Source organism: Holdemanella biformis DSM 3989 (genome assembly GCF_000156655.1).
GTDB classification, from domain to species: Bacteria; Bacillota_I; Bacilli_A; order Erysipelotrichales; family Erysipelotrichaceae; genus Holdemanella; species Holdemanella biformis.
Genome location: NZ_DS996841.1, coordinates 10,046 through 33,585, shown reverse-complemented (window position 1 = coordinate 33,585; position 23,540 = coordinate 10,046). Strand labels below are relative to the sequence as shown.

Here is a 23,540-nt window from a genome sequence, read left to right as displayed (position 1 = left end):
ATAATGATAAAGTGTCGAAAGACGCTTTTTTTTTGTTTCGTTGCCTAAATTAAATTTTGGTTATATAATACTGTTGGTTAGTTATATATTTTTAGAAGAGGGTTATTATGAGAGATTTTGATTCAAATCGCATCTATGAAATACTAGGCGAAGAATTTAAAAACATCTATATTGTTGATTGCAAAACTCAACAGATTCATGCTTTTAAGGAAACAGATGTGTTGCCTGGCTTTTCTGCACATATGCTTTATAATGACGCGATGAATCAATATATTGATCATTGTGTATACGAAAAGAATCGTGATATGTTACGTATTGCACTTTCGTTTAATTCTCTTTATACTCGTTTAGAAAATGCGGAACATTTTAATATTCATTATCAATCTAAAACGGATTCCGAAATTCATTTTATGTACACACACTTTGGTTGTATTAAAGATCATGATAAAATTACTCAAATTGTCATTGGTTTTGCGAATGAAGATTTGGATATTCGAAGAAATAATTTGGATATGATCAACAATGTGATTACACCAAGTGGTTTGAGAAGAAAAATTTTGATTGTTGAAGATAATGATTTAAATCGAGAAATGTTAAAGGCTACTTTAGAAGATGAATATGATGTATTAGAAGCTGTAAATGGGGAAGATGGTTTACAAATTCTATCTCAGAATTATAAAGATATTTCAATTGTTTTATTAGATGTTGTAATGCCTGTGTGTGATGGATTTGAATTCTTAACTCGTCAAAAATCAGATTCTTTGTTAGCTAGTGTTCCAGTCATTGTGACAACGGGAAATAATTCGCAAGAAGATGAGTTGAAATGTTTAGGTCTAGGTGCTGTTGATTTCATCACAAAGCCCTATAATACAAGAATTGTAATGAGTCGAATTGATAGTGTTATTAAGTTAAGAGAATCAAGTATGACTTTGGCAGCCATTGAAAAAGATGAGTTGACAGGTTTATATACAAGACAGGCTTTTTATCATCATGCTCGTACATTGACTAATTTTATGACAGATGAAATTTTTAATATCGTTGTTTTAGATGTAGCTGATTTTAAATTGATCAATGGAACTTACGGAACGAAAAAGGGAAATGAAGTTTTGATTTACCTTGCGAATGCGTTTAAATACTATATTAAAAATGGATTGTTGACACGCTATGAGGGGGATCAATTATTGGCTTTATTCCATAGTAAAGAAAAAATTGATGTGGATCGTATCGAAAACAATTTAAATAAGATTATGGAAGAAGCTCCTATTCCAAATATTCGTGTGAAACTAGGAATTTATGAAAATGTAGATACAAGTCTTCAGATACCAATCATGTGTGATCGTGCATTAATGGCTGTGAAGAGTATTTCAAAAGATTTTAAACAGAATATCGCCTTCTTTACGCAGGAAATGAATCAAAAATTACTTGCGCAAAGACAAATGGAAAATGATTTTAAAGATGCAATTAAAAATAGAGAGTTTGTAGTCTATTTTCAACCCAAATATGATGCTTCATCTGAACAAATTGTTGGTGCAGAAGCACTTGTTCGTTGGCAAAAAGAAGATGGAACATTGATTTCACCAGGTTTATTTATTCCATTATTTGAAAGTGATGGTTTAGTTGTTCAACTTGATGAATATGTATTTGAAACCGTATGTCGATTCCAGAAAGATCGAATGAAACAAGGGTTACCGATCCTTCCTATTTCTGTCAATCTATCTCGTGCAAGTATTCACTTTAGTGATGTGGTACAAAGATATATCAACATCATAAAAGAGAATGAAATTCCTTTTAGTTGTGTTCCGATTGAATTGACGGAATCTGCAGCTTTATATTCGCAACAAATTCTTGAAATCACAAATCAAATGGTCAATGCAGGCTTTAAATTACATATGGATGATTTTGGATCCGGATATTCTTCATTAACAACTTTAAATGAATTGAAATTCACAACGGTTAAATTGGATAAGAGTTTAATTGACTATATTGCCAAACCACGTGGAATGAAAATTGTGCGACAAACGATTGATTTGGGGCATGGTTTAGATATGAAAGTGGTTGCGGAAGGTGTTGAAACCAAAGAACAAAGGGATTGTTTGATCGAAATGAATTGTGATGAAATTCAGGGCTTCTATTATTCAAAGCCTTTAAAACAAGATGATTTTATCGAAAAACTAAGAGCTTAATAAAGCTCTTTTGTTGTATAGGAGGGCTTATGCCAATAAAAATAATTCGTCAGGATATCACAAAATTAAAAGTGGATGCGATTGTGAATACGACAAATCCAAGCTTGGATGCGAAAGGTGGCTTAGATCATTACATACATCAATTTGCGGGTAAAGAATTAGATGTAGAGTGTAGAAGAATAGGAAATTTGAAAGTTGGACAAGCTTGTCTTACAAGTGGATATAAATTGTGTAAGTATATTATTCATACGGCAAGTCCTGTATGGAATATACAAAATAAGAATAATGAAGCTTTGTTGAAATCTTGTTACTTGTCGAGCTTGATGTTAGCAAATGAATATAAGCTTAAATCAATCGCATTTCCATTGATTTCATCAGGAACGAATCAATTCCCAAAAGAGTTAGCTTTACAAGTGGCAATGAATAGTATTGTCTCTTTTCTAACAGATCATGAAATGATGGTGTATTTAGTTGTTTATGATCGAAATTCATATAAAATTAGTTCTGAATTATTTGATTCCATTGAAGCTTATATTGATGATTATTATGAGGATGAGCATATGTTGGTATGCAATTCTATCATTGCTCCAAGATTTTCTTTAATAGATGCTTTAAATCAAATGGATGAAAGTTTTTCAACGATGCTTTTAAGGAAAATTGATGAGAGTGGTATGAGCGATGTAGAATGCTATAAGAAAGCTAACATTGATCGTAAATTGTTTTCTAAGATTCGTTCAAATCCCAACTACAAACCTTCTAAACAAACTGTGATTGCCTTTGCGCTAGCTTTAGAATTATCGCTTGATGATATGGAAGATATGTTAAATAAGGCAGGGTTTAGTTTATCGCATTCAAATAAGTTTGATATTATTGTTGAATATTTTGTATCACAAGGAAATTATAATGTTTTTGAAATTAATGAAGCGTTGTTTGCGTTTGATCAAAGTTTAATTGGCGTATAAATGTCGCTTTTAAGGCGACCATTTTGATGGGGATAAAAACTATACTGTAATCAATCAAGGAGGATACAGTGATGAAAAAGAATTGTACAGAAGTAGTTTTTGTTTTAGATCGAAGTGGATCAATGTGTGGTTTAGAAAAGGATACAATTGGAGGGTTTAATTCTCTAATCAACAAACAGAAGAAACAAGACGGAGAAGTTTTAGTTTCGACCGTCTTATTTAATGATTCAAGTGTGGTCATTCATGATCGTAAACCGATTGATGAAGTTAGACTTATGACAAACAAGGATTATGAGGTTTATGGGTGCACCGCATTATTAGATGCATTAGGTTCAAGTATTCGTCATATTGGAAATATTCACAAATATGCTCGGGTTGAGGATGTTCCAGAGCATACGATGTTTGTGATTATTACGGATGGAATGGAAAATGCGAGTCGATATTATTCAAAGGAAAGAGTCAAGTCGATGATTGAATATGAGAAAGAAAAATATGGCTGGGAATTCTTATTTCTTGCAGCCAATATGGATGCGATTGATACGGCAAGTCAATATGGAATCGATAAGGATCATGCGGTAAATTATCAATGTGATTCTGTTGGTACTCGTTTGAATTATGAAGTATTGGATGAAGCCATTCAGTGTATATGTTCGGGTGTACCTTTGTCAAAATCTTGGAAATCAAAAATAGAAAAGTGTAAGTAAGAACCATACTATGTGGTTCTTTTCTTGTTTAATTGACTAATTTTTTATAAAATATAACTAATGTATAACCGTTTAAAAGATATAATGTGGTTAGATAATTGAAATGTTTCTTAAAGAAAGGCAGGTAACTTATGCAGGCAATCATGCGCTATGAATTGGTCATCAATGAAGCCTTACGTTCTGCACTTATGTTTGATACACCGGATGAGCAGATCAATGAGTTTATTCGTTTTTTTGGAAAACACATTGGGTGTGATCGTATTTATATTTTTGAAGATAATAAAAAAGAACATGTGACAAATAATACGTATGAATGGTGTAGTGAAGGTATCCAACCGGAAATTGATTTTTTACAAGGTGTGGACATGGATATTATTGATTGGTGGTATAAAGCTTTTGACAAGAAAGAAAATGTGATCATTCAAGATGTAGAAACAATTAAAAAGGATCATGCGTATACGTATAATACGTTGAAAGTGCAAAATGTTACACGTCTAGTGGTTTGTCCCATTCGCTATAAAGATGAAATTAGTGGTTTTTTTGGCGTTGATAATCCGCCGCTTGATAAACATTCAAGTCTGACAATATTTTTGGACATGATCGCAACGTTGGTTGTATCTTTTTTAAAGATTCGTAATTCTCAAAATAAGTCCAAACAAGAGGCTAAATTGAGTGGATATTCGGCATTGGCCCAAATTTATACTTCAATGCACTATATTAATGTAAAGACGCAGAAATATCATATTGTGAAAACGGAACCGGAAATCCTTAAATATTTACAAGTCGACAAAATAAATGATGTAGAGGATTGTTTTAGTGATCATATTTATAAGATTCATAAAGAGTTTTGTCAACAAGATTATGTGGATCGAGAAATTGAGTTTATGGATCTAGAAACATTGGATGAAAGACTGCGAGGTAAGAAATCAATTGATAGTGTTTTCTATGGTAATATTTCTGGTTGGTGTCGTGGACGTTATATTCCGGTAGACTATGATGAGGATGGTCATTTATTACATGTATTATATTGTGTGGAATGTATTGACGAACAAAAGAGAAGAGAAGATAAATTATTATATCTAGCTCAAACGGATACGATGACGGGTGTTTCAAATCGTCGAAGTGGAGAAAAGATGATTGAGCGTGTTTTGGATAATAAAATTAGTGGCATGATGTGTCTAGTGGATTGTGATAAATTTAAATCGATTAATGATACATATGGGCATATGGCAGGGGATGAGGTTATTATCGCGATTGCACATACGCTTCAAAAATCATGTCGTGATAAAGATATAGTCATGCGTTTGGGCGGAGATGAGTTTGCGTTATATATTCCGGGAGTTACAAATCGTAAGTGTGCAAATTCTTTCTTTAAACGTTTATTTGAAAATTTGAAACAGATCCATGTTGAATCTATACAAAATCATCCAATTGTATTAAGTCTTGGTGCATGTTTCTTTGATGGAAAAGAAGATTTAAGTTTTGATGAATTATATTGTAGAGCGGATTCTGCAATGTATGAAAGTAAGAAAATTACTGGTTATAGTGCAACTATTTTCAGAAAAAAATAACCTCTTTGTGAACAAAGAGGTTAATTTGTATCTACGATGAGTACATGTGTAAAAAAATAGTAAACATTTTGTTGTTTTTGTGGTATTATACCCGAAACGGAGGGAAATATATATGCAGAAGTATGTAGAAATCAAGCGAGATGGTTTAACACTTCGTGGTATGCTTCATATTCCAAAAGATGTAAGCCAAAAAGTGCCTATGGTCATTCTTCTTCATGGTTTTTGTGATGATCGAAATGAAATTAATTTTGTACATAATGAATTGTCTTTAAGACTATGTGATGCTGGTATTGCCAGTGTTCGTTTTGATATGAATGGCAGTGGTGAAAGTGATGGAAGATTTGAAGATATGACCGTTTCAAGTGAAATTCTAGATGCACAAGCCATGTTGAGATATGTTCGATCCTTGGATTTTGTCGATACTAAAAAAATTGCACTTCATGGATGTAGTCTAGGAGGGTGTGTGGCCAGTATGGTGGCAGGAAAGTGTAAAGATCAGATTCGAGCTTTATCCTTGTGGTGTCCTGCTCCAGATTTAGTTTATAACTTAAAGGAGCATAAAACTTTGTGTGGCCAAGATGTTTCGAATATTGAAGCAGATGGATGTGCCGATGTAGAAGGGTTAAAATTGAGCCTGAAGTTTTATCAAGACGCTTGTACATTAGATCCATATTCAGAAGCAAGCTTGTTTGATAAGAATGTATGTACGATACATGGAGATCAAGATATTACGGCTTCTTGTGAGTGTAGTTATAAATATAAAGAAATTTTTAAGGAAAGAGCAAAATGTATTATTGTCAAAGGGGCAGAGCATAGATTTAAATCGTTTGCGTTTAGAGAAGCTAGAATGCAAGGTGCTCTAGACTTTTTGAAAGAAGAATTATTATAAAGAAAGTGAAGGAATTTGATATGAATCAAGAAAGAAAAGAGCCAACAACACTATTTGCGATTGTTTCATTTTTGGTAATTATTGCTGTACTTATTATTATGATCAACATGGGATGTAATACAACACTCTCTGTTTTTGCGGGTGTTATTGTATCTGTGATCACAACCCGATTGTTGAATATTCCATGGAATGAAGTGGAACGAAATATAATTAAAACGGCCGCAGAATGTATGCCTACATTTTTAATTGTGATTATGGTGGGTATGCTTGTAGGAATTTGGATGGCTGGTGGGACTGTTCCCACATTGATGTATTATGGTATGCAAGTTGTATCTCCAAAAATATTAGTACCACTAGCTTTTGTGCTTTGTGCTTTAACCAGTGAATTTACGGGAACTTCATTTGGTTCAGTTGCCACAATGGGTCTTGCGATGGTAGGAATTGCCTCTACGACTAGTATTCCAGTACCATTGGTAGTGGGTGCTGTTGTTTCTGGTGCATGGTTAGGGGATAAGATGTCTCCATTATCCGATACAACCAACTTGGCAAGCGGTGTAAGTAAAGTGCCTTTATATGATCATATTCATTCTATGCAGTACACTACGCTTCCAGCAGCTGTAGTTGCCTTAGTATTATTTACAATTGCGGGGCTTTATTATAGTGGTGGAAGTATGGATCTTGCCCAACAAAAATTGATTATGGATACTTTAAGCAAGCATTTCACAATTAATATTTTATTGATTTTACCAGCGATTTTAGTTATTTTGATTTCTGTATTTAAACTTCCATCTTTGTTAGGTATGGGACTTGCAGTTGTAGTATCGGCTATTTTTGCGATGGTGTTTCAAGGTGTAAATTTTGTAGATTTAATGAATTATGCATTTAATGGATTCAGTATTGAGACAGGTGTATCTATAGTAGATCCAATGTTAAATCGTGGTGGTGTTCTTTCAATGTCAGAATTGTTGGTTACATTTATGGTGGCAAGTGTAATGGGCGCTGTCATTATGTCTTCTGGTATTTTGGATGTTTTAGCTAAAAATGTTTTATTGAAGTTCATAAAGAATCGTACTGTATTGGTGTTTGTCACTTTGGTATATTGTTACATTGTAAATTTTTTAACAGCAGGTGGACAAACCGTATCTATTATTGTGACGGAACAGACTTTTGAATCTACATATGAAGATATGAATATTTCGCGTAAAGTATTATCAAGAACGCTAGAAGATTCTGGTACCTTATCAGCGCCAATCGTGCCTTGGGGTGTTGCGACAATTTATGTCATGGGTGTGCTTGGATGTAGTACGGCATATATTCCATATGCTTGGTTTATCTTTATTGTTCCCGTTTTCTCAATGATTTGCGCAATCACTGGAATTGGTGTTTGGGATAAGGAAGAAAAGCCGGTTCGAAAATAAATATTATGCAACTTTACTATCTTTTAGAAATGGTGTATAACTTTAATGTAAATAAAAAAAGGGAGCTTGTAGTACAGGCTGAGAGGAAAGTATGACTTTCGACCTATAACCTGATTTGGATAATGCCAACGTAGGGAAATACTTTGTCTTTTTTAGTGTGAGTATACCTATATTGGTTGCTCACTTTTTTTAGTGGCAAGATGGGAGCACCACTTTTTGTCACGTTAAAAAATCATTTGGAAAAGGAGAATTAAAAATGAACACAAATGAAAGTACAGTAAGTACAGGCGCTACATATACCACTCAGATGGATGCTGCGCGTAAAGGTATTATTACGCCAGAAATGAAGATTGTAGCCCAAAAAGAAAAAATGACAGAGGAAGAACTAAGAGCGTTAGTGGCTTGTGGAAAGGTCGTTATTCCGGCTAATAAAAACCACAAATCATTAGATCCTGAAGGCGTTGGTAGCATGCTACGAACAAAGATCAATGTCAACTTAGGTGTTTCTAGAGATTGTAAAGATTATGATGTAGAAATGAAAAAGGTTATGGCTGCTGTAGACTTAGGCGCTGAATCTATTATGGATTTATCAAGTCATGGAAATACACAACCATTCCGTCAAAAATTAACATCCGAATGTCCAGCTATGATTGGTACAGTTCCTGTATATGATAGTGTGATTCATTATCAAAGAGATTTAAACACATTAACTGCCAAAGACTTCTTAGATGTAGTTGAGTTGCATGCCAAAGATGGTGTTGACTTTGTGACTTTGCATTGTGGAATCACAAGAAAAACGATTGATCAAATTAAAAAACATAAACGTAAAATGAATATCGTTTCTCGTGGAGGAAGTTTAGTGTTTGCGTGGATGTCAATGACGGGGGAAGAAAATCCATTCTATGAATTTTATGATGAAATCTTGGATATTTGCGAAAAATATGATGTAACGATTTCTTTAGGAGATGCTTGTCGTCCAGGATGTTTAGCAGATGCGACAGATGTGTGTCAAATTGAAGAATTGGTGCGTTTGGGAGAACTAACAAAACGTGCATGGGATCATAATGTTCAAGTGATTGTTGAAGGACCTGGACATGTTCCTTTGAATCAAGTAGCTGCAAATATGCAAGTTCAGCAACAAATTTGTATGGGAGCTCCATTCTATGTGTTAGGCCCATTAGTTACAGATATTGCGCCAGGCTATGATCATATTACGGCGGCTATCGGTGGTGCTGTTGCAGCTATGTCGGGTGCAGCTTTCTTATGTTATGTAACGCCTGCAGAACATTTGGCTTTACCAAATGTAGAAGACACAAAACAAGGTATTATTGCCTCTAAGATTGCAGCCCATGCAGCAGATATTGCCAAAGGTGTTCCTGGAGCTAGAGATATTGATGACAAGATGGCTGATGCAAGAAAGAATCTAGATTGGGATGCTCAATTTGCGTGTGCGCTAGATCCAGAAACTGCAAAAGCAATTCGTCAATCTCGTATGCCAGAAGAAGATCACAGTGATACTTGTAGTATGTGTGGAAAATTCTGTGCTGTAAGAAGCATGAATAAGGCTTTGTCTGGAGAAAATATTGATATTTTGTAACGTTTGTACATTTTAGTAAGGGTTTGTAATAATTAACTGAATTTAGTCAAGAGTGGATAGAATATGATATATTAAATATGTAGCATTGTTGTTAGATTTATCAATAACAAACGTTAATGAATGACGTATGTTAATTATGATTCAATAGACAACGAGTTAGAAAGGGTAATTTATGAGTGAGTTTGTATTAGATTTTTTTGAGGGGAAGAATCTTGCGACGATCGAAAAAAAGAAACATTCATATTTAATGATAGATGGTCATGATCAGGCAGATATTTATATATTAAAAGATGGAATAGTAAAAACGAGTATAATATTAAGTGATGGTCGTGAATTTAACATTATGTATTTAAAAGGTTTTGATGTGCTTTCACTTTTAAAAGATGAAATAAAAAAGGTTACTTCAGCATCTTTTCATATTCGTATTGAAAGTGATACAGCTGTATTCTATCGTGTGAATCGCAAATTGTTTTCAAAATTTTTAAGTGAAAACAAAGAATTAAGAGATTATATAGATGCATATTATCGTAAGAAGTTGTCGGAAGCCATTTATCGCCAGCAATTAATGACTATGAATGGTAAAAATGGTGCCGTGTGTGCTTTTATTTATTATCTGGTTGAATTATTCGGAAGAAAAGTTAAGAAGGGGATCTTTATTGATCTTCAAGTCACAAATGATGATATTGCAGGTTTTTGCGGTGTATCTACAAGAAATAGTGTAAATCGTATCTTACGTGGATTAAGACAACAAGGTGTCATAACGATGGTATATCATAAAATCCTATTTCTAGATGTGGATTATTTAAAGAAGTTTATTTAATTGTAAGCTTCTTTTTTTTTGTGCAATTTTGTGAATTATTTAAGATGAATGAGTGGAATTGTTAATATGAAGGTAGAAAGGTTAGGGGAAAATGATATTCCATAAAAGAATTATTGAGTAAATAAAAAGGGGAATCGTTTCTGATTCTCCTTGATTAAAAAAAGTTTGCCAAAAATGAGAGATTTAAAAATAAAAAAGTTCTGAATTCCTTTATATAAAGTAAATTCAGAACTTTGAGTTTCAAACTGGCAGGGGTAGTAGGACTCGAACCCACATCAACGGTTTTGGAGACCGCTATCTTAGCCTTTGGACGATACCCCTAAGTGCCTGTTAATGATAACATGAATTAAATGGTTGTGCAAGCTCTTTTTTTAAAAAATCTCAATTGACAATAATATGAGGGTTACTTATAATTAATTAGGTATTGTAAAGAACATACCTAAAAGGAGGCTCTTATGTCAAGCCAAGTAGTTGTAGGTACCCAATGGGGCGATGAGGGTAAAGGAAAAATCGTCGATGTTTTAGCAGAAAAGGCGGATATGATCGTTCGTTTCCAAGGTGGAGATAACGCAGGTCATACAGTCATTGTAAATGGTAAGAAACATGTATTGCACTTATTACCAAGTGGTGTTTTACATGAAGAAGCAACTTGTATCATTGGTCCAGGAGTTGTTTGTAACCCATTCGTATTATTAAAAGAAATGGAACAATTAGAAAAAGATGGTTTATCAACGAAACACATCATTATTAGTGACCGTGCACAGATGTTAATGCCATATCATCAATATCAAGATGAATTAGAAGAGCAAGCTGCATCTAATAAAATCGGAACTACAAAACGTGGAATTGGTCCATGTTATGCAGATAAGTATGCTCGTCATGGTATTCGTTTTCATGAATTTAAGGATTTTGAACATTTTAAAGTTCGTTTAAAAGACTGCTTAGATTTCAAAAACAAATTATTTACTGCCGTATATGGTGGAAAAGCTATGGATTACGATAAGATGGTAGCTGATTTTGAAGCTATTTATGATCGTATTGTCCCTATGATCCAAGAAACAACACACTTAGTCAATGAAGCTTTGGATGAAGATAAGACAGTATTGTTTGAAGGGGCTCAGGCAGCTATGCTTGATATCAACTATGGAACATATCCATATGTAACTTCTTCAAGTCCAACAAGTGCTGGTGTTACTACAGGTGCTTGTATTGCACCAAGTCGTATTCAGACTGTTGTAGGTGTTGTTAAAGCGTATTCAACTCGTGTTGGTGAAGGACCATTCGTTACTGAATTATTAGATGAACAAGGTGAATGGATTCGTGAACACGGTGGAGAGTATGGAGCTACTACAGGTCGTCCTCGTCGTTGTGGATGGTTGGATCTATTAACTGTAAAACACGCAAACTTAATGAGTGGATTAACAGATATTGTTATCACTAAGATTGACGTATTAGACGGTTTGGATGAAATCAAGGTTTGCGTTGGATACGAAATTGATGGTAAAGAATATAATTATATTCCTAGTGATCAGGCAGATGTTGCCAAAGCTAAACCAATCTATAAGACTTTCAAAGGTTGGAAGACAGATATCACTAAGATGACTTCAGTCGATCAATTGCCTCAGGAATGTTTAGACTATGTACACTTCATTGAAGAATTCACAGGCGTACGTGTTTCTATGATTTCTGTAGGACCAGATCGTGTTAATAATATTTACGTACATGAGATCAAGTAATTTGATCTCTTTTTTGATAATATAGAAGTGGTGGTGATTATATGATACTCGATACAATTCATGGACATTATAATTCTTTTTTTGATTCAGAAAAGAAGATTGCTGATTATATTATCCAACATCCAAAAGAAGTGGTGAATATGACAATTAAACAGCTTGCTCAAGCATGTAATACTTCGCAAGCGAGTGTTTCGCGGTTTGCCAGAAAATGTCAGATGGACAGTTTCCATCATTTAAAGGTGAATTTGGCTAGGGATTGTGTCAATGAAATCGAACAAAAATCAAATACCATTTCTACAAGTGATATTTCAGGTTCTTTAGAAACCATTCTTTCCAATAAAATTTCTGAACTTACAGCTACGATTCGCAATATTGATGTGGATCAATTTAGTGTAATTTTATCTTTGATTCAAAATGCGAAACATGTACTTGTGTGTGCCGTAGGAAATACGGTTCCAGTGGCACTTGACTGTATGTTTAAATTTAATGAGATTGGTATTTTAACCTTTACATCTACTATTTGGGAAAATCAAGTTTCCTACGCGCTTGGTCTTGATTCGAATGATGTAGTGATCGCAATCTCAAATAGTGGAGAAAGTAGTCAGGTTTTAGCTGTATGTAAAGAAATGAAAAAGCGGGGTGTGCCTACGATTGGAATTACGAATAATGAGGATTCAGTGGTTGCCAAAGAATGTGTATATCATATTCAGACTTCGACGCGAGAAAAGCTCTTTTTAAATGAGTTTTGTTTTTCGAGAATTTCAGCTGCGACTATTATTGAAATCTTATACTTATTCTTAACCAATGCTTCGGATAATAGTTATGATAGAATAAGTCAGTGTGAAGAATTGTATGCTTCTTTGAAGGTATAATTCTTCTTTTTTACACATGAATATAAATTACATAAAATATATATTGACGAAATTTGATTACATGGTATATTGAAAAAGGTGATGATTATGAAAAAGAAATGTGCATTATATGCATCAAAATTAGTAAAGGATGGTATGGTTGTAGGTCTAGGTGGCGGTAGTACCATATCGTATTTAATTGATTATGTAAAAGATAAAGATATCAAGGTGGTATCTCCTTCTTCTAAGACTGTATTATTAGCTCAAAAGATGGGTTTAACTGTATTAAATACGCAATATGTAGATCATGTGGATATTGCCTTTGATGGTTGTGATGAAGTGGATTCGCATTTAAATGCTTTAAAAAGTGGTGGTGGTATTCATACGCAAGAAAAAATCATTGCGTCTATGGCTGGTGAATATATCGTATTGGTTGATGAAAGTAAATTTCATGAGACTTTGGCATTTAAAGTGCCTGTTGTAGTAGAAGTATTGCCTAAGGCTTATAGTATTGTAAAGAAAAAAATTGAAAAATTAAATGGGAATATTGAGTTGCGTACAGCTTCAAATAAAGATGGATTTCTAATGAGTGATGAAGGGAATATCTTATTAGATGTCTATTTTGATGGGGTTCAAGATATTCGTTTGTTGAATCAAACATTGTTGATGATGCCAGGTGTTGTGGACACTAGTTTGTTTGTGGATATACTTACTGGAATGATTCTAGTCAATGATAAGGGCGTATTTAAAAAAGAAAGAAATGGAGAATTCTATGCATTATAATTGGGGAATTGTTGGTTCTGGCTGGATTGCGCATGATATGGCAAATGCTTTGATTCAAGAAGGTGTTGGAATTTACGGTGTAGCTTCTGGTCATTATAGTTCGGCTAAAAAGTTTTCTGAAGAATTTTCAATTGAACATGTATATGAGACTTATCAAGTAATGTTTGAAGATGAAAATATAGATATTGTTTATATTGCCACACCTCATAATTCGCATTATGAAATCATGAAAGAGGCTTTGACGCATAATAAACATGTCTTTTGTGAGAAGGCGATTACTTTAAATTCTATGGAATTGAATGAGTGTGTAGAGATTGCCAAAAAAAGACATTTAGTCATTAGTGATGGGGTTACCTTATTTCATATGCCGTTATTTAAAGAGTTGAAAAAAGTGATTTCATCAAATTCTTTAGGTCCAGTGAAGATGGTTCAAGTCAATTTTGGTAGCTTTAAAGAATATGATGTCAAGAATCGCTTCTTTAATCCTGACTTAGCTGGTGGTGCATTACTTGATATTGGTGTGTATGCCGTAAGTTTTGCACGTTGGTTTATGTCCAGTAAACCTAACACAGTATTAACGACAATGACACCATTTGAAACGGGTGTGGATGAATCGAGTGGTATCTTGTTGAAAAATATAGAAAATGAAATTGCGACGATTTCTTTGACAATGCGTGCTAAACAACCAAAGCGTGGTTTAGTAGCTTGTGAGAACGGTTATATTGAGGTGTATAATTTTCCTAGAGCGGATAAGGCAAAAATCACATATACAAAGGATGGTCATACTGAGGAAATTGTTTGTGGAGAAAGTGGATTGGCACTAAACTATGAAATTCGAGATATGGAAGAGTATGTTTCTAGTTTAAATGGCCAAGAAAATTTGAGCTATGTTTGTGATGTGATGGATGTATTGACAGAAGTTCAAAGATTGTGGGGTAAATATGAATAAAAAATATTTTTTCTTTGACATAGATGGAACACTTACAGATAAGTCGACTGGTAAAATTGTGCCAAGTGCACAAGTGGCATTAAATGAACTTCAAAAGGCAGGTCACTTTGTAGCTATTGCGACAGGTCGTGCTCACTATAAAGCACGTAAGTTTATGGAAAGTGTGGGTTTACATGATATGGTTTGTTGCGGTGGTGGCGGATTAGTCATACATGATGAATTAGTACAAAATATTCCTTTGGATTTAGAAAAATCAAAGGCAATTGCTAGACAAGCACTATCTTTAGGATATGGTGTTTTATTTGCGTTAGACGATTCGATTAAGGTATATACAAAGGATCATACATTTCAAAATCAAGTGGGTGATCGTAAGGAGCCTACGGAGTATGTGTATGATGAAAATTTGGATGTAGACAAGTTGAATGTGATTTATAAAATGTATATTTCCATCCCAAAAGACAAAGAATCCGAATTGACTTTAAAGGATACATCAGGAAATATGCGTTTTGTACCAGATTATTTAATGTTTCAATATGATGCGAAGCATCAAGGAATCTTAGATATGATGCAGCATATTGGTGGTGATTTAAAAGATGTGGTTGTTTTTGGTGATGACACAAATGATATGGTTATGTTTGATCCACAATGGACAAGTGTTGCGATGGGAAATGCGTGTCAAGAATTAAAGGCTATCGCAACTCTAGTTACAAATGCCAATGTAGATGATGGGATTTATAATATTTGTAAGAAAATGGAGTGGATTTAGCGTCGAAAGGCGCTTTTTTTGCGCAAAAATTAAAATTTATTAGAAAAAGTGCATTTTTTTACGTATATGAGTATGTAGGAAATGCCTACTAGAAATGAGGTGCTCATGCGTAGCGCAAATTTATTAAATGATTTCGCCTTTAAGTATGTGTTTGGCGAAGATTGTAAGGAGGCAAACGATGCCTTAAAATCATTGCTCACGGTATTTTTGGAAAGAAAGGTGGTGAATGTACATGTAACGAATGTGGGGGTTGATCCAATACTTGAAGCTTTTGTAGAATTTGACGACAACACCAAGATGAAACTAGCTATTCTGATAGATCAAAATATAATCAAATTACATCGCTTATCTGAATATTATCTTATGAGGTTGTTTGGATCACAGGAAGAATATGATTTAAACCCATGTCAAGTCATTGCGTTCTATGATGGTAAGGAATGTGAATTTGAAATAGATCTTCAATTTAGAAATGATAATGGTATTTTGCTTTTTCCGGATGGCATGTTGAAAATATCTGTGTATTCAACACAAAATTTAGATAAGTCTTATGATCAGATGAATGATAAAGAAAAAATGGTATACTTTTTGAATTGTCGTGATAATGGTAAAACTAAGATGATAGAAAATGATGAAGTAATTCAAACGGTAGAAAAACGAGTAGAAACCATATCGAATGATTGTTGGACAAAATGGATTGAAGACTTTAGAATACAACAAGAAAATGAACTAAAACTTGAATTTGAAGAAGCTCATAAACGATTAGAGGAAGCTCAAAAACGATTAGAGGAAGCAAATAAACGTGCAGATGAATCTGATAAGCTGGTTGATAAGATGAATCAAGAAATGACTTAGATGGTTCGAACTATGCTTTCAAATGGTATGAGTGTATCTCAAGTTGCGAAATGTTTATCGAGAAGTGAAGGAAAAATCATGAAAAGGATTTTTTAGTCGTCTTTATGACGACTTTTTTTCTTGCCACTTTAAGTGGAAAAAGAAGATTTGAGAATTATAGTGTGAACATTTAATATATAGATAACAATTTGGTCGACAAAAATTGTATACGAGGAGAGCGAAAATGGAAAAATTCAAAATGTACTTATGAAGTATTTGATGCCAATTGCGAACAAGCTTGAACAACAAAAACACATTCAAGCTATTAAAGATGGTATCGTTGCTTCAGTACCTATTATTATCGTTGGTTCATTCTGCACTATTTTCTTAGGTATTGCCAACCTTTTGGGAAGTGGACCTGTTTATGATTTCTTAAGTGCAAATATGGGCGTGTTGACATATGCATCTGCATTCACAACGGATATGCTTGCAGTATATGCGACATACTTTATTGCGAAGACTTTATCTGAAAAATATGATTTAAAGGGAAGCCAACCTGCTGTCACTGCTTTAGTTGTTTTCTTCATTCTTTGTGCTGTAGTCAAAGATGGTCAACTAAATACATCTTATTTAGGATCAACTGGATTATTTACAGGTATTATTGCAGCCTTATTTACAGTAGAAATTTATCATATTTGTTACGAACGCAAGTGGTATATTAAAATGCCAGAGAGTGTACCACCAATGGTGCAAGATAGCTTTGCAGCTTTAGTACCACTTGTATTAAATACAATTATTGCGGTCGCAATTGCTAATCTTTCATTATCATTTGGAAAGGTTGCCTTCCCACAATTGATTATGAATATATTAGCACCAGCTGTAACAGGAATGGACACTTTGCCAGCATTATTGATTGTGATGTTCTTAACACAATTATTATGGTTCTTTGGTTTACACGGACCAAGTATTACATCGGCTGTATGGGCAACTTTTGCGATTGCGTATGGCGCTGAAAACATTGCGGCTTATACGGCAGGACAACCTGTTCAACATATTTTTACGTTTGGATTATTCTATGGTATATTATGCGTAACAGGATCTGGTTTAACATTAGGATTAAATATTTTAATGATGAGATCAAAGGCAAAATCATTGAGTTCAGTAGGTAAAGTATCCATTATTCCAAGCTTGTTTGGAATCAATGAACCATTAATTTTTGGTACGCCAATTATTTTGAACCCATTTATGTTTATTCCATTTGTGTTTGGACCATTGATCTGTACAACAATTGTATATTTAACAATGAATTTAGGCTTAGTCGGTAAACCAATTGCCAATCCTCCAGGATTCTTGCCTCCAGGAGTAAGTGCATTCTTAATGACATTAGATTGGAAGTCTGTAGTCCTAGTATTTGTATTGTTGATTCTACAAACTGTGTTCTATTATCCATTCTTTAAGATGATGGAAAAAGAAGAGCTACAAAAAGAACAAGCTTTAGAAAAATAGGAAGAGAAACATGTTAACAGCTAGACAATTAAAAATTATAAAATTGATTATGAATAATCCGGGGATTCATGGAAAAGAAATATCAGAAAATTTAAATGTATCAACACGAACTATACGTAGTGAAATCACATTTATGAATGATGTGACAAACTGTATATTAATACGTTCGAGTACCAAACAAGGATATATGATTAATGATGAGCACCTAGATATTATTCGTAACATAGTCAATCAGGATAATGAAAATGTAGATCTAGCTGTCTATCGTATTTACAAAATTATAGGTAAAATACTATTCTTTGAGGATTGCAGTATATATGATTTATCTGAATTATTAGGTTTATCCGATTCTGTAATCCGCAAAGAAATCAATAAAGTGATTCAGTTTTTGTTGAAAAACTACAATGTGGAATTATTCAAGCTAAAAAAAGATGAGTGTGTCATTTTATTAGAAGAAAGTGAAATTCGTGAGCTTCTTTTTAAAATCGTAAAAGACATGGCACTTGAAAATCCGGATGCTTTGATGGACATTCTTTATATGCTTCTAAGTGATTCGTGGGTTATGAAATATTATAAATCCACAAAGGAAGATGTAATTAAAATCATGAATGGGGAGCAAGTCTATTTATCAGAAACAGACTTATCCATTTTTGCAGCATGCATCTTGATATGTCGAGTACGAAATCTAAATGGATACAACCTAGAGGATAATCAAATAAGTTCTCCCGACGATCTTTATACTCGTGTCATTACTAAATTATGTATGCAGTCGTCTTATTTAGAACAGGCGGATATTCCGATTCTATATAATCTTTTACATACATTTAAAATAAAATCAACAGATGAAGTACCAAAAATCACGGATTTTACAGTGCTTGTATTTGATGAATTCTGTAATGAAGTATTTGATAAATATTCAATCAACTTAAAGGAATCGGAAGCTTTATCTAGTAAAATGCTTTTGCACATAGAGTTTATGAATCGACGAGTTATTGGTGGATATGAATTGAAAAATCCCATTGTTGATGATGTAAAGACAAAGTTTCCATTTGCGTTTGAAATCAGCATGATGATTGTTCCCATTCTTTTCAAATACAAACGTGTTTATGTTACAGAAGATGAAATTTCATATTTAACTGTATATGTGGCACAATTCTTAGAGAATGAAAATGTAAAACTTAAAACAATCGTTGTCACAAGTCAGCGCCATAGCGTTAAACAATTGTTGACACAATGGCTTGAAATGTATTTTAAAAACCAGATTGCGATTGTAGATATCATAAATAAAGAAGCTTTGAAAAAGATGGATCTTACACCCATTGATTTAGTCATTACGTTGGATTCATTTCTTATCTTAAAAGATGTTGAAGTATTCAGTATGGATAAGTTGCCAGAAATCAAAGACATTGAACGATTGAATTCAATGATTCACATGATTCGTATGAATAAACGTGTTTCAAAAATATTAGATTGTTATATTCAAAAAGAACATGTAAAGGTATATCCAGACACAAAAGAGCTTTCAGAACTTTTACAAGAGATGTCTCAAAAGTTACATGAATCAGGATTCATATCCGATACAAAAGGATTTTATGAAGATGTTTTGTTGAGAGAAAAGAATTATCCAACCAATTTAGGATCACAGATGATGGTTCCACACGCCCTGTTTACATTTGCCGATAAAACAGGTATCGAAGTGGCCTTGCTGAAAAAGCCATTAGAACATGATGGAAATCAAGTGCAGCTCGTATTCTTATTAGCACTCGAAAAGAAACGAAACGATGAAATGAACTTGTTGTTTCAATTCTTTAATCAAATTGTTTCACACAAAAAATATATGCATGAGCTTCTTCAAAGTGAAGATAGTGATGCCTTCATTAAAAATTTATATAGTTTTAAATTGTTAGAGTAAAAAAACAATAAAATCAAACATAATATATGTATCAATTTATTGTCTTATGAAAAGAAAGTGAGATAGTAAAATGAAGAAATTTTCAATTGTTATTGCTGGTGGAGGAAGTACATATACTCCAGAAATTATTTTAATGTTGTTAGACAACTTAGATCGTTTACCATTAAGAAGTATCAAATTATATGATAACGATGAAGAACGTCAAAATCATGTCGCAAAGGCATGTGAAATCTTAATCAAAGAAAAAGATCCAACCATTCAATATGTCGCAACAACAGATCCTGAAGTAGCTTATACAGATGTTGACTTTGTATTAGCACACATTCGTGTAGGTAAGCTTGAAATGAGATCTCTAGACGAAAAAATTCCATTGAAATATGGTGTTGTTGGACAAGAAACATGTGGCCCAGGAGGCATGGCCTATGGCTTACGAAGCATTCCGGGGGTATTGGAAAACATTGAATATATGGAAAAATATTCACCAAATGCGTGGATGTTAAATTATTCCAATCCGGCTAGCATTGTAGCAGAGGCATGTCGTCGTTTTAAACCAAACTCTAGAGTTATCAATATTTGTGATATGCCAATTGGTATGGAGCATACAATTGCACGTATTTTAGGTTTCAAAAACCGTAAAGAAATGTGTATCCGTTATTATGGGTTGAATCATTTTGGATGGTGGACATCTATCAAGGATAAAGATGGAAAAGAATATATTCAAGACTTGATTGCACACCAATTAAAATACGGTAACTGTTTAGCCGATGATGACGCATCACATTATACAGATAGCTCATGGTTTGATACAGCTAAAAAGGTAAAAGACATTATTGCGATCGATCCTACGATGTGTCCAAATTCATATTTCCAATATTATTTGTTTGGAGATGATATGGTTGCACATACAGATCCAAATTATACTCGTGCTGATCAAGTTGTGGATACAAGAGAAAAACGTGTATTTGGTGAATGTGCTCGTATTGAAAAAGTAGGTACCGCAAAGGATACAACACTACAAATCGGTATTCATGCTGAATTTATTGTGGATCTAGCAACGGCCTTAGCATTTAATACACATGAAAGAATGTTGTTGATTGTTCCAAATAATGGAGCAATTTCAAACTTTGAAAAGGATGCTATGGTTGAAATTCCTTGTATTGTTGGAAAAGATGGATATGAACCATTGACTGTGGGTGAAATTCCACATTTTCAAAAGGGATTGATGGAACAACAAGTGAATTGTGAAAAGCTTGTTGTCGATGCGTATGAGCAGCACAGTTATTTAAAAATGTTGCAGGCATTAACTTTAAATAAATGTGTTCCAAATGCCAATGTGGCAAGAAAAATTTTAGATGATTTTATTGAGGCGAATAAAGCATATTGGCCAGAACTAAAATAGAAAGAGGAAATCAAAATGAAAATATTGTTATGCTGTAATGCAGGAATGTCAAGTTCAATTCTTGTAAAAAAAATTAGAGATGTTGCTGAAAAAACAGGTGAAGATATTGAAGTAAGTGCAGTGGCTAATGCTTCAATCAAGAACGAAGTGGGTAAATGGGATGTATGCTTAGTAGGTCCACAATTGGTTTTTGCGGTGGATTCAATTCATCAACAATTAAATATTCCAGTTGCTAGTATTGAACCTAGAGCATACGCGATGGCAGATGGAGCTGCTGCTATTGAAATGGCAAAGAAATTATTGGGGTAATATGGCTAACGTTGAACAAATATCACAAGTTGCTATGCAGGTCATCACATATGCCGGTTTAGCAAAGTCAAGTTATTTAGAAGCTCTTAAATATTATCGTGAAAACGATCAAACAGCTTACGAACAATCAATGTCAAATGGAGATGTAAGTTTTTCACAAGCCCACGAAGCCCATCTTCAATTGTTACAGCAGGAAATGAATACGCAAGAACCACAAATCACAATGTTGATGGCGCATGCGGAAGATCAGCTTATGTCAGCAGAAACAATAAAGACTTTGATTCAAGAAATAATTTTATTAATAGAAAGTAGAGGCAAATAAAATGACAATTTGGGCAGACGTTCAGACAAAGAATGGCTTTGCATCGGACGAGGTACAGTCTTCATTACAGAAATATATTCGTCGTGCAAAAGTTGAAGAAGCATGTCAAGCAGCCTATGAATTATATACTTCAGGACCTGTCTTCTTAGACAAAATGTGGTCTCGTCTAGAAACAATTGCAGTTGAAGACGTTGGATTTGGAGATTTAAATGTTCCAGTTTTAATTCATGCACTCGATCAGATGCGTAAAAATTTCCCATACAATGATGGGGATCAACCTATGTATTTTATTCATGCGATTCGCGTGCTTTGTACATGTACAAAGGATCGTTCAAGTGATTATTTGAAAAATATCATTATTAAGGAATCGGCCATGGGAAAAGTGGTAGAAGTACCAGATATCGCATTGGATAAACACACAAAACGTGGACAAGAAATGGGGCGTGGATCAAAACACTTCTTCGAAGAAGCCACAAAAGTGATTCCACAATTAGAAATCGATAATGATTATCGTGAACGCTATGGAAAGATTCTTGAAACATATGATCCAGATCATGTTGTTGAGAATGCATTCAAATATAGTTCAGAACAATATTAATGGAAAGTGAGTGTAAGAGAATATGTCATATAATATTTGGGCTGCCGCAAAAACAAGAAATGGCTTAGCCGCAGATGAAGTGATTTCTACACTTCAAAAAAGCATTCGACGCAATAAAGTAGAAGAAGCATGTCAAGCTGCTTATGAATTATATATCACAGGACCTTTGTTTTTAGATAAGCTATGGCGTCGATTACTAACAATTTCAGTTGAAGATATTGGTTTTGGAAATTTACAAGCGGCTGTGCAAGTCAACACATTAAATGAAGTACGTAAAACATATGCGTATGATGATGGGGATCAGCCAATGTATTTTATCCATGCGATTCGTTTACTTTGTGCAAGTACAAAAGATCGTTCAAGTGATTATTTGAAAAATATTATTATTAAAGAAGCAGCTATGGGAAAAGTCATGGAAGTTCCAGATATAGCTTTGGATAAACACACTAAACGTGGACAAGAAATGGGACGTGGATCAAAGCACTTCTTTGAAGAGGGAACAAAGGTCATTCCTCAATTGAAAATTGATAATGATTATCGTGAAAGATATGGTAAGATTTTAGAGAAGTATGATCCAAATCATGTTGTACCGAATGCATTTAAGTATAACCCAGGACAATATTAAGATTGAAAGACCAGCTTTGACTGGTCTTTATTTTAGGAGGAAATTATGTCAACAGCACACAATAGCGCAAATATAGAAGATGTCGCAAAAGTTGTTTTAATGCCAGGTGATCCATTAAGAGCTAAATTGATTGCCGAAAATTTTTTAAAGGATGCCGTATTATTTAATGATGTACGAGGCATGCTAGGATATACAGGGACTTATAAAGGAAAAAGAGTTTCTGTCATGGGAAGCGGAATGGGAATGGCAAGTATGGGAATCTATTCCTATGAACTTTTTAAATTCTATGATGTGGATGCCATTATACGAGTTGGTAGTACAGGAAGTTATTCTGAAAGATTACCAATGAAGTCTGTAGCTTTAGTCAAGGGAAGTTATTCAGAATCTACCTATGCCTTAGCACAAAGTGGTGATACAGATACAATGCAGTATCCAGATGAAGATTTAAATAAGTTGATTGAAAGTGTAAGTCAAGAAGTTTCAATTCCTGTTGTAAAGACAAATACACATTCTAGTGATGTGTTCTACTATGAAGGGGACTTGGAACAACCAGAAAAAATGGTTGAAGAACAGGATGCGCTTTGCGTCGAAATGGAGAGTTTTGCCCTATTCCACAATGCCAAGGTATTGAATAAAAAGGCGGCTTGTTTATTAACGGTATCGGATTCATTAAGTACAAATGAACATTTAAGTGCGGATGAAAGACAAACATCCTTTAATGAAATGATTACTCTTGCCTTAGAAAGTGCAATTCGCTTATGAAATACAAAAAAATAGTTTGTGTCGTTATTGATTCTTTTGGGATTGGA

22 protein-coding genes, 1 tRNA gene and 1 riboswitch are annotated in these 23,540 nt (G+C 33.9%); of the genes, 22 read left to right on the top strand and 1 reads right to left on the bottom strand.

Annotation, left to right across the window (positions count from 1 at the left end; genetic code table 11):
* Nucleotides 1–107: 107 nt before the first annotated feature.
* The 8 genes from EUBIFOR_RS01710 (at nt 108) to EUBIFOR_RS01675 (ending at nt 10,144) form a co-directional block, all read left to right on the top strand.
* Nucleotides 108–2,183, top strand: coding sequence for a two-component system response regulator (locus EUBIFOR_RS01710; protein WP_003864165.1), 2,076 nt, complete (start codon nt 108–110; stop codon nt 2,181–2,183).
* A 29-nt stretch (nt 2,184–2,212) separates the two neighbouring features.
* Nucleotides 2,213–3,145, top strand: coding sequence for a macro domain-containing protein (locus EUBIFOR_RS01705; protein WP_003864164.1), 933 nt, complete (start codon nt 2,213–2,215; stop codon nt 3,143–3,145).
* Between the two features lie 71 nt (nt 3,146–3,216).
* Complete coding sequence (locus EUBIFOR_RS01700) at nt 3,217–3,849, top strand: vWA domain-containing protein (protein WP_003864163.1); 633 nt, start codon at nt 3,217–3,219, stop codon at nt 3,847–3,849.
* A 131-nt stretch (nt 3,850–3,980) separates the two neighbouring features.
* Nucleotides 3,981–5,420, top strand: a complete 1,440-nt coding sequence (locus EUBIFOR_RS01695) for a sensor domain-containing diguanylate cyclase (RefSeq protein ID WP_003864162.1) — start codon at nt 3,981–3,983, stop codon at nt 5,418–5,420.
* A gap of 112 nt (nt 5,421–5,532) precedes the next feature.
* Nucleotides 5,533–6,309 carry an alpha/beta hydrolase gene (locus tag EUBIFOR_RS01690; protein WP_003864161.1) on the top strand — a complete coding sequence of 259 codons (777 nt, stop codon included), beginning with the start codon at nt 5,533–5,535 and terminating at the stop codon, nt 6,307–6,309.
* Nucleotides 6,310–6,329: 20 nt separating this feature from the next.
* On the top strand, nt 6,330–7,727 hold the full coding sequence (gene nhaC / locus EUBIFOR_RS01685; RefSeq protein ID WP_040466052.1) for a Na+/H+ antiporter NhaC: 1,398 nt from the start codon (nt 6,330–6,332) through the stop codon (nt 7,725–7,727).
* A 48-nt stretch (nt 7,728–7,775) separates the two neighbouring features.
* Nucleotides 7,776–7,882, top strand: a riboswitch (TPP riboswitch).
* Nucleotides 7,883–7,983: 101 nt separating this feature from the next.
* On the top strand, nt 7,984–9,324 hold the full coding sequence (thiC, locus tag EUBIFOR_RS01680; RefSeq protein ID WP_003864159.1) for a phosphomethylpyrimidine synthase ThiC: 1,341 nt from the start codon (nt 7,984–7,986) through the stop codon (nt 9,322–9,324).
* A gap of 172 nt (nt 9,325–9,496) precedes the next feature.
* The gene (locus EUBIFOR_RS01675) at nt 9,497–10,144 is read left to right on the top strand and encodes a Crp/Fnr family transcriptional regulator (protein WP_003864158.1); all 648 of its coding nucleotides are present in this window, start codon (nt 9,497–9,499) and stop codon (nt 10,142–10,144) included.
* A gap of 246 nt (nt 10,145–10,390) precedes the next feature.
* Here EUBIFOR_RS01675 and EUBIFOR_RS01670 read toward each other — a convergent pair.
* A tRNA-Trp gene (locus EUBIFOR_RS01670) sits at nt 10,391–10,465 on the bottom strand.
* A 134-nt stretch (nt 10,466–10,599) separates the two neighbouring features.
* Between EUBIFOR_RS01670 and EUBIFOR_RS01665 the strand changes: the two genes are divergently transcribed.
* From EUBIFOR_RS01665 to deoD, 14 genes are all read left to right on the top strand, one after another.
* Nucleotides 10,600–11,880, top strand: coding sequence for an adenylosuccinate synthase (locus tag EUBIFOR_RS01665; protein ID WP_003864157.1), 1,281 nt, complete (start codon nt 10,600–10,602; stop codon nt 11,878–11,880).
* A gap of 41 nt (nt 11,881–11,921) precedes the next feature.
* Nucleotides 11,922–12,752: a MurR/RpiR family transcriptional regulator gene (locus EUBIFOR_RS01660; protein ID WP_003864156.1), complete on the top strand. Its 831-nt coding sequence runs from the start codon at nt 11,922–11,924 to the stop codon at nt 12,750–12,752.
* 87 nt (nt 12,753–12,839) lie between these two features.
* Nucleotides 12,840–13,514, top strand: a complete 675-nt coding sequence (rpiA, locus tag EUBIFOR_RS01655; protein ID WP_147587351.1) for a ribose 5-phosphate isomerase A — start codon at nt 12,840–12,842, stop codon at nt 13,512–13,514.
* A complete protein-coding gene (locus EUBIFOR_RS01650) occupies nt 13,504–14,463 on the top strand; it encodes a Gfo/Idh/MocA family protein (protein ID WP_040466051.1) in 960 nt (319 codons plus the stop codon). The genes rpiA and EUBIFOR_RS01650 overlap by 11 nt, the downstream gene beginning before the upstream one ends.
* Nucleotides 14,456–15,229, top strand: a complete 774-nt coding sequence (locus EUBIFOR_RS01645) for an HAD-IIB family hydrolase (protein ID WP_003864153.1) — start codon at nt 14,456–14,458, stop codon at nt 15,227–15,229. Before EUBIFOR_RS01650 ends, EUBIFOR_RS01645 begins: the two co-directional genes overlap by 8 nt.
* Nucleotides 15,230–15,334: 105 nt before the next feature.
* Nucleotides 15,335–16,081, top strand: coding sequence for a coiled-coil domain-containing protein (locus EUBIFOR_RS01640; protein WP_040466050.1), 747 nt, complete (start codon nt 15,335–15,337; stop codon nt 16,079–16,081).
* Between the two features lie 246 nt (nt 16,082–16,327).
* A complete protein-coding gene (locus EUBIFOR_RS01635; protein WP_003864151.1) occupies nt 16,328–17,566 on the top strand; it encodes a PTS sugar transporter subunit IIC in 1,239 nt (412 codons plus the stop codon).
* A gap of 10 nt (nt 17,567–17,576) precedes the next feature.
* Nucleotides 17,577–19,478, top strand: a complete 1,902-nt coding sequence (locus EUBIFOR_RS01630; RefSeq protein ID WP_003864150.1) for a BglG family transcription antiterminator — start codon at nt 17,577–17,579, stop codon at nt 19,476–19,478.
* A 70-nt stretch (nt 19,479–19,548) separates the two neighbouring features.
* Nucleotides 19,549–20,877, top strand: coding sequence for a 6-phospho-alpha-glucosidase (locus EUBIFOR_RS01625; protein ID WP_003864149.1), 1,329 nt, complete (start codon nt 19,549–19,551; stop codon nt 20,875–20,877).
* A 15-nt stretch (nt 20,878–20,892) separates the two neighbouring features.
* Nucleotides 20,893–21,186, top strand: coding sequence for a PTS sugar transporter subunit IIB (locus EUBIFOR_RS01620; protein WP_003864148.1), 294 nt, complete (start codon nt 20,893–20,895; stop codon nt 21,184–21,186).
* Nucleotide 21,187: 1 nt separating this feature from the next.
* Nucleotides 21,188–21,508 (top strand): PTS sugar transporter subunit IIA, encoded by a 321-nt coding sequence (locus tag EUBIFOR_RS01615; protein ID WP_003864147.1) that lies wholly within the window; start codon nt 21,188–21,190, stop codon nt 21,506–21,508.
* A 1-nt stretch (nt 21,509) separates the two neighbouring features.
* A complete protein-coding gene (locus tag EUBIFOR_RS01610; protein ID WP_003864146.1) occupies nt 21,510–22,106 on the top strand; it encodes a hypothetical protein in 597 nt (198 codons plus the stop codon).
* Nucleotides 22,107–22,128: 22 nt separating this feature from the next.
* Nucleotides 22,129–22,731 carry an AAA family ATPase gene (locus tag EUBIFOR_RS01605; protein WP_003864145.1) on the top strand — a complete coding sequence of 201 codons (603 nt, stop codon included), beginning with the start codon at nt 22,129–22,131 and terminating at the stop codon, nt 22,729–22,731.
* A gap of 45 nt (nt 22,732–22,776) precedes the next feature.
* Nucleotides 22,777–23,493 carry a purine-nucleoside phosphorylase gene (deoD, locus tag EUBIFOR_RS01600; protein WP_003864144.1) on the top strand — a complete coding sequence of 239 codons (717 nt, stop codon included), beginning with the start codon at nt 22,777–22,779 and terminating at the stop codon, nt 23,491–23,493.
* Nucleotides 23,494–23,540: the final 47 nt, after the last annotated feature.

What these genes read in the sequence shown, in the direction of transcription:
- EUBIFOR_RS01690 (WP_003864161.1), top strand. Translation starts at nt 5,533, where the DNA reads ATGCAGAAGTATGTAGAAATCAAGCGAGATGGTTTAACACTTCGTGGT.
- EUBIFOR_RS01635 (WP_003864151.1), top strand. Translation starts at nt 16,328, where the DNA reads ATGAAGTATTTGATGCCAATTGCGAACAAGCTTGAACAACAAAAACAC.
- thiC (WP_003864159.1), top strand. Translation starts at nt 7,984, where the DNA reads ATGAACACAAATGAAAGTACAGTAAGTACAGGCGCTACATATACCACT.
- EUBIFOR_RS01705 (WP_003864164.1), top strand. Translation starts at nt 2,213, where the DNA reads ATGCCAATAAAAATAATTCGTCAGGATATCACAAAATTAAAAGTGGAT.
- EUBIFOR_RS01630 (WP_003864150.1), top strand. Translation starts at nt 17,577, where the DNA reads ATGTTAACAGCTAGACAATTAAAAATTATAAAATTGATTATGAATAAT.
- rpiA (WP_147587351.1), top strand. Translation starts at nt 12,840, where the DNA reads ATGAAAAAGAAATGTGCATTATATGCATCAAAATTAGTAAAGGATGGT.
- EUBIFOR_RS01605 (WP_003864145.1), top strand. Translation starts at nt 22,129, where the DNA reads ATGTCATATAATATTTGGGCTGCCGCAAAAACAAGAAATGGCTTAGCC.
- nhaC (WP_040466052.1), top strand. Translation starts at nt 6,330, where the DNA reads ATGAATCAAGAAAGAAAAGAGCCAACAACACTATTTGCGATTGTTTCA.
- EUBIFOR_RS01645 (WP_003864153.1), top strand. Translation starts at nt 14,456, where the DNA reads ATGAATAAAAAATATTTTTTCTTTGACATAGATGGAACACTTACAGAT.
- EUBIFOR_RS01625 (WP_003864149.1), top strand. Translation starts at nt 19,549, where the DNA reads ATGAAGAAATTTTCAATTGTTATTGCTGGTGGAGGAAGTACATATACT.
- EUBIFOR_RS01640 (WP_040466050.1), top strand. Translation starts at nt 15,335, where the DNA reads ATGCGTAGCGCAAATTTATTAAATGATTTCGCCTTTAAGTATGTGTTT.
- EUBIFOR_RS01675 (WP_003864158.1), top strand. Translation starts at nt 9,497, where the DNA reads ATGAGTGAGTTTGTATTAGATTTTTTTGAGGGGAAGAATCTTGCGACG.
- EUBIFOR_RS01695 (WP_003864162.1), top strand. Translation starts at nt 3,981, where the DNA reads ATGCAGGCAATCATGCGCTATGAATTGGTCATCAATGAAGCCTTACGT.
- EUBIFOR_RS01650 (WP_040466051.1), top strand. Translation starts at nt 13,504, where the DNA reads ATGCATTATAATTGGGGAATTGTTGGTTCTGGCTGGATTGCGCATGAT.
- EUBIFOR_RS01700 (WP_003864163.1), top strand. Translation starts at nt 3,217, where the DNA reads ATGAAAAAGAATTGTACAGAAGTAGTTTTTGTTTTAGATCGAAGTGGA.
- EUBIFOR_RS01665 (WP_003864157.1), top strand. Translation starts at nt 10,600, where the DNA reads ATGTCAAGCCAAGTAGTTGTAGGTACCCAATGGGGCGATGAGGGTAAA.
- EUBIFOR_RS01610 (WP_003864146.1), top strand. Translation starts at nt 21,510, where the DNA reads ATGACAATTTGGGCAGACGTTCAGACAAAGAATGGCTTTGCATCGGAC.
- EUBIFOR_RS01615 (WP_003864147.1), top strand. Translation starts at nt 21,188, where the DNA reads ATGGCTAACGTTGAACAAATATCACAAGTTGCTATGCAGGTCATCACA.
- EUBIFOR_RS01710 (WP_003864165.1), top strand. Translation starts at nt 108, where the DNA reads ATGAGAGATTTTGATTCAAATCGCATCTATGAAATACTAGGCGAAGAA.
- EUBIFOR_RS01660 (WP_003864156.1), top strand. Translation starts at nt 11,922, where the DNA reads ATGATACTCGATACAATTCATGGACATTATAATTCTTTTTTTGATTCA.
- deoD (WP_003864144.1), top strand. Translation starts at nt 22,777, where the DNA reads ATGTCAACAGCACACAATAGCGCAAATATAGAAGATGTCGCAAAAGTT.
- EUBIFOR_RS01620 (WP_003864148.1), top strand. Translation starts at nt 20,893, where the DNA reads ATGAAAATATTGTTATGCTGTAATGCAGGAATGTCAAGTTCAATTCTT.